Genomic DNA, 5,665 nt, shown 5'->3' with positions numbered 1-5,665 from the left:
TGATATGCTTCTTTACGGTGGCTTGGTTCCTTCTAGAATTAATAACGAAAATGAATCGATCATCCGGCAAAGATTGGATTGGTTAGTAAAGATAAAACAGCTATATCCAACTGTCCACTTAATGGCATTTAGCTCGACGATGCGAATCTCCAATAATTACGTCAATCAAGAGGAAAAGGATTACTGGAATGTGTATGGAAAAGAACTATGGGCTTATTCATATCATTACCACCTATTTCAAAAGTATCAATTGAATGCGGATCGGGACATTATTAATGATTTAACAACTAAAATTCCAGAACATATTCTTGCAGACTATATAACGAGTAGGGAACGAAACTTTGAGATAAATCTAACCTTAATAGATTATGTGCAAAAAGGGATTATCGACTTGTTGATATTTCCTCAGGATGACACGAGTGAATACGGTTTTAATATTATGGAACAGGAGCAATTAAAGGAAAAGATTTCTGAAAAAGGTCTGTATGAGAAAATATTTATTTACCCAGGAGCAGACGAAGTTGCAAGTGTGCTTACCGCTAGAATGATCTATGAACTAGAGAAAGAAGCATTTCCAACTTTCTATCCAATATACAGTGGTATGAAGGGTGCCTTATCTATAGCAATGTATGAAGACCGTCCGCTTTTTGAATCTGTAAAAGGACAAATTTATGCTTTTGGCAGCCATACAGTTGAACACCCTGAGGAAGCGGATATAGTACTTGGAGTAAATGTACCAGGTAGGAAACAAGGAGATTTGGCCTTACAAGTAAATTTAAATGAAGTAGATACAAATGACAGAAATATAGGCGAGTGGATAAGAAAACTCCGCTATTATTTTATGCGTGATAAATTAGTTGCAATTGCGGACGTTGCTTATGCAAATGGGGCAGATCGGACGATGATTCCTCAGTTGTTATCAGTCTTTTCAATTGAAGAACTTTCTGGATTTGCCGCATGGAATACAGCAGGCAACACGATTGGTACCACTATAGCGCAAGCTGCTTTAGTTTATTTAGCTGCTAAACAAGGAAGAGTGACCAGCCAAGTAAAAGATAAGCAAATTTTAATCCGATTACTCGATGATTACATATATCAAACAATTGTCAGACAGGAAGTTAGAAAAACAGTAGATGAAGAACAAGTTCAAAACGACGTGCTATTGGAAAAGGTAAGGGAATTATTTAAAGAATCATCGACTACATTTATCGAACAAACCAATATGAAATACGAGGTAGATTCTATTTATCTTCCTTGGGATCGATCATTTGAGATTGGTATAGAGGTAAAGTCGTATGAACAGGAGGGTTTCTCTTGAAAAAAGATATAGCAATCATAGGCGGAGGTATTGGAGGCTGTATGGCAGCACTGTCAGCAGTCAAGCTAGGAAAGAAAGTGGTCATGACAGAGGAAACGAAGTGGATTGGTGGCCAGCTAACAAGTCAAGCAGTACCACCCGATGAGCATCCATGGATAGAAGAGTTTGGCTGCACAGAGACATATAGGAAGTTTAGAAACGAAGTAAGAGACTATTATAAAAAGAATTATCCCTTAAACGAGAATGCAAAAAATAATAATCGTTTGAATCCTGGAAACGGCTGGGTTAGTAGAATTGCACATGAACCAAGGGTTGCTTTAAATATTTTATATGACTTTCTACAGCCTTATCTATCGAATGGACAAATCGAGCTATTGCTGGAGCATAAAATTACTAGAGTAGAAGTTAATAATGATGAAATTAAACAAGTATATGTACAAAACCTTTTAACGGAAGAGGAAATAGAAATTGAAGCACAATTTTTCCTCGATGCTACGGAACTTGGTGATGTATTACCGTTAGCTGGTGCAGAATATTCTATAGGGGCTGAGGCGAAGAGTGAAACAGCTGAGTACCACGCTTTAGATGTAGGTGACCCGCAAGATATGCAATCGATAACACATGTATTTGCCTTAGAGTTTGCTGAAGGGGAGAACCATACAATCGAAAAACCGGAGCAATATGAATTTTGGAGAAATTATCAAGCTCCTTTTTTAAAGCATAAACAAATAAGTGAGTATATACCAGAGGCTGATACAGGTGAATCTAAGATACTGCCGTTATTCCAGGACGAAAGCAACAGGCTCCCATTATGGGAATATCGAAGAATTATTGACGCTAATCAATTCACGGATGGTTTCTTTAAAGGAGATATTTCTCTAATTAATTGGCCACAAAATGATTATTGGTTAGGGTCAATTATTGATGTAAGTCCGGAAGAAAAGGCTACTCATTTAAAAGGAGCAAAACAGTTAAGCCTTTCATTGTTATATTGGCTACAAACGGAAGCACCAAGAGCTGATGGAGGCAAGGGTTATCCAGAGCTGAAGCTAAGACCTGATATTACAGGAACGGATGATGGTTTTGCAATGCATCCATACATCCGTGAGTCTCGTAGGATTAAAGCTTTACAAACAGTCGTAGAAGAAGATATAAATGCAGATCTACGAGGGGGAGCAGGGATTAAAACGTTAGAAAATTCAGTTGGAATAGGCGCCTATCGAATAGATTTACACCCAACAACGAAAAGTAATCGATTATTTTATGCAAAAAGCTATCCATTTGAAATACCATTGGGCAGCCTAATACCCGTGAGAATAAAGAATTTAATTCCTGCTTGTAAAAATATTGGAACAACTCAAGTTACCAATGGTTGTTTTAGAGTTCACCCGGTGGAATGGAATATAGGAGAAGCAGCTGGAACACTAGCCGCATTTTCTATTAACTCGGATATAAGTTTACATGAAATATATAATAGTCCAAATCGAATTAAGGAATATCAAAGTCTGCTAGTGGATAGAGGCATCAGCCTTCACTGGCCAGAAATCACGACTATATAAATAATACTAAGAAAATAAGTCTTAAAATTCAAAAAATTAAATTGACATGAATATTCTGGAAGGATATAGTTGGAATAGGAGGAAATATTCGCTTTTATTTACATAAAAGGAGGTTTACTCCGATTTTATTCATTAAAAAATATTGGGGGGGAATTATATTGACTAGTTTCAAGATGAAAAAGAGTCTTTTATGGATGCTTGTTTTGGGAGCGATGTTGTTTTTTATGGCAGCGTGTTCGGAGGATGATGCTGGAGAAGCGAAAGGGGATTCACCAGATGACGTAAAGGAATCCGGAGAGCTATCTGGGGAAGTTGAATTTATGACTATATCTCTGAGTCCTACTTTTGACGAGTACTTGAATAATTTAAAAGAAACGTTCGAAACAGAAAACCCAAAAGTAAAGGTATCTATTAGAGACGTACCTTATGAGCAAGTGGAACAAATCATTTTGACATCTGCAGCAAGTGGGAATATGCCAGATGTAATGAACCTTAATACAGAATTTGTGAAGAAAATAGCTGCAAATGGAGCACTAGTGAATATGGATGAAGCTGCAGCAGACGTCAAGGATACTTTCTTCGAAGGGTTATGGGAAACTGGTGGTGTAAACGGTTCTGTTTATGCATTGCCTTGGTATACCACTACTAGTGGTATGATTTACAATCCAGATATTCTAAAAGAAGCTGGCTTTGATGAACCGCCTGCAACATTTGAAGAGGCATGGGAAATGTCGAAGGTTATTAAGGAGAAAACTGGAGCTTATGGAGAAGTAATTGCTCCTGATATGCATTTACTGTTTCCTAAAAATGGTATTAATATCTTAAATGAAGATTATACAGCAGCTGCCTTCAATACACCGGAAGCTGTAGAATTATGGACATCTTATAAAAAGTATCATGACGAAGGATTATTTCCTTTAGATATTATGTTAAAGCAAGTGTCCATGCCTGAGCTATATGCACAGGAAAAAGTTGCTTGGTGGTCGACAGGTCCTCAGCTTTTCCGTCAAGTAAACGATCTTTCTCCAGAAGTGTATGAAAAATCGATGGCAGCTCCTGCATTAAAAGGTGATGCTGGAAAGCAACATGCTAACCCAATGAATATTGCAGTGTCGGCATCTAGTAAATCGAAAGAAGCAGCTGTTGCATTCGCTAAGTTTGTAACAAATGCAGAGAACCAATTGGAATTTGGTAAACTTGCATCTGTATTACCTCCAGTTGAAGAAGCAGTTAATGATGAATTTTTTGCACAAGGAGCAGATTCAAAGGATGCAACTGAGAGAGGAAAGTATTATGCAGCTCAATCACTTGCAGATGCAGTAAATATGACTCCTGCAACTGAGCATGTGTCTAAAGTTAATGAGGCTATTCATACTGCTTTCCAACGAGTAATTTTAGAAGATAAGGATCCGGCCGAAGCACTAAAAGAAGCGGAAGCAGAAGTAAACAATATTCTTCAATAATTTTATTGGACCTCCGATTAGAGGGGGTCCACTACTCTTCTAAGGAGGTTAACTTATGTATAAAGCAAGACATGCTTGGGGATTTTTATCTCTGCCACTTCTCCTATTGCTTCTCTTCACATTTATTCCAACCATTGCAGCATTTGTTTTGAGTTTTACAAACTATAATGTGTTTCGTCCAATGGAATTTGTAGGTTTAACAAACTATATTGATGCATTTATGGATGCTACGTTTAGAAAGGCAATGTTTAACACGGTTTATTACTGGTTACTTGTTACGCCTGCATTAGTAATATTACCAATTTTCGTAGCTATCTTAGTAAATCAGAAGCTTAGAGGTGTGAAAATTTTTAGGCTTATTTTTTATTTTCCTACATTAGTTTCTGTAGTTGTAACTGCCATCCTCTTTACTTGGATGTTTGCCGAACAGGGAATTATCAATTACTTGTTTAGTATTGTAGGAATAGATCCAATTGGTTGGTTAACGAATACGTTTACTGCTATGCCTGCATTGGCAATTGTAACAATCTGGCAAGGATTCGGATATTACATGCTTTTTTATTTAGCAGCTCTCCAAGGGGTACCAAACGACTTGTATGAAGCAGCGGAATTAGATGGGGCTAGTTCTTGGAAAAAACACTTACATATTACGATACCTATGATTAAACCAATGATCTTTTTTGTGGCCGTTATATCAACAATGGGAGCATTTAAAGAGTTTACCTTAATGTTAACCATGACAAATGGTGGACCCTTGAGCTCAACTACAACAGCTGTATTTCTAGTATTTAAAGAAGCATTTACAAACCTTGAAATGGGATATGCGAGTGCAATTTCGTTTATTTTATTTGTTTTTATCCTAATAATCACACTTATAAATCAAAAGTTGTTGGATAATAACCCTGAGAAATAATGGAGGTGAATACATTGGCACAATCGATAATCGAAGAAAATATAAAAGAAACAACAAATCAAACCGGCAAAAAATTTAAGTCTGGTAATCCGAGTAAAAGAATAAATAAACAAAAAATGTTAATTAAATTGTTATCTTATCTACTTCTCTTAGTAATAACATGTATTACCATTGTCCCTTTCCTATTTGCGCTATCCACTTCTTTAAAAGGAACGAATGATGTCTTATTTTCTATACCACCTCAATTAATACCAAAGAATATTACTTTCGATAACTTCATTACTGTATGGAATACATTGCCTATAGCTAGATATTTAATGAATAGTGTAATCCTAACTTTTTTTGGCGTAGTACTTCCCTTAATATTATGTTCCTTTGCAGCTTTTCCGCTAGCAAGAATGACCTTCAAAGG

General features: G+C 36.6%; 4 protein-coding genes and 1 pseudogene. All 5 read left to right on the top strand.

Features of this window, described 5'->3' with window-relative positions; translation table 11 throughout:
- The coding region (locus tag AC06OU_RS09995; protein ID WP_475855524.1) for a DUF4127 family protein at nt 1-1,318 on the top strand (1,318 nt) is incomplete at its 5' end.
- Nucleotides 1,315-2,877 (top strand): FAD-dependent oxidoreductase, encoded by a 1,563-nt coding sequence (locus tag AC06OU_RS09990; protein ID WP_475855522.1) that lies wholly within the window; start codon nt 1,315-1,317, stop codon nt 2,875-2,877. The genes AC06OU_RS09995 and AC06OU_RS09990, both read left to right, overlap by 4 nt.
- Nucleotides 2,878-3,035: 158 nt before the next feature.
- Nucleotides 3,036-4,340 carry an ABC transporter substrate-binding protein gene (locus AC06OU_RS09985; RefSeq protein ID WP_475855521.1) on the top strand — a complete coding sequence of 435 codons (1,305 nt, stop codon included), beginning with the start codon at nt 3,036-3,038 and terminating at the stop codon, nt 4,338-4,340.
- Between the two features lie 55 nt (nt 4,341-4,395).
- Entirely contained in the window at nt 4,396-5,253 is an 858-nt protein-coding gene (locus AC06OU_RS09980) for a carbohydrate ABC transporter permease (protein WP_169360540.1), read from the top strand.
- 14 nt (nt 5,254-5,267) lie between these two features.
- Nucleotides 5,268-5,665: pseudogene (locus tag AC06OU_RS09975) on the top strand (hypothetical protein); the annotation flags it as partial.

It is taken from the genome of Psychrobacillus sp. (assembly GCF_056205495.1).
This window is presented reverse-complemented; position numbering and strand designations above follow the sequence as displayed.